This is a genomic window from Peptococcus simiae (assembly GCF_046569735.1).
Lineage (GTDB): Bacteria > Bacillota > Peptococcia > Peptococcales > Peptococcaceae > Peptococcus > Peptococcus simiae_A.
In genome coordinates, this window is record NZ_JBKICG010000042.1 from 1 (window position 1) to 863 (window position 863).

The 863-nt window shown below is 36.6% G+C and carries 1 protein-coding gene; it reads left to right on the forward strand.

Features of this window, described 5'->3' with window-relative positions; all coding sequences use genetic code 11:
* The coding region (locus ACLGL1_RS09760; protein WP_411008483.1) for a hypothetical protein at window positions 1-574 on the forward strand (574 nt) is incomplete at its 5' end.
* Window positions 575-863 lie beyond the last annotated feature (289 nt).

An 863-nucleotide genomic window follows, 5' to 3' on the forward strand; every position in this document is an offset into this window, starting at 1 on the left:
AACGGTAAAAACCCAGAGAAGTAAGGCTAGGATATCTTGGATTCCTGCAATAATCGCAGCCTTCATTGTTTTTTATATACTAGATATTTTTTTCGAACTTTTTGTTGCGGGAAGAAGCGGCTACGTTGTTCCTATTTTTATTATTAGTAGCTTGATATTATGTTTTGTTATCTATAAATTCATAAGAAAATCTTTAAATTTTAATCCTAATGCACCTAATAAAAGACTCTCTGCCGCTAGGAATGAGATAGATCTTATCTCAGACCAAATTTTTAGATTGGCAAGTGAGAATAGTAAAATATTGGAAAAAATACCAAGGGACTATAGGAATTATGAGGCTGTAAGTTATTTTGAAAAATTATTTGCTAATGGACAAGCCGATTCTATGAAAGAGGCGGTTAATTTATTTGATGAATATGCGCATAGATCTAAGATGGAAAGCAACACTGAGCGATCCCTAATGATTGCTCGACAACAATCTTTAATGCTACAAAATATCGAATTTAACTCAGCACGAGCAGCTGATGCGGCTTCCGTTGGAGCATTTTTTTCTGTACTTAACTATTTGAAATAAAAATACAAGCCAGAGGCATCTTAAGCTCTATCCATAGAAAAAAGCCGAGCATTTTAGAGTGGCCCCAAAAAGCTGGACCAGCGAGATAAGTACGCTCCTTGTACTTGTCTCGCTTTTTATATACCCCCTACTATTAACTATATATAGTATGCGTGGTATTATATACCTAACGAATAATCGCTAACCAAGCAAAGGAGGATTACCCATGAAAGGAAGCTTAACTAAAAAAGCAACAGCAGCTGTATTAGCAGTAGCCCTCTTGGCCAGTGCTAGCCCTGTACAGGCTGCG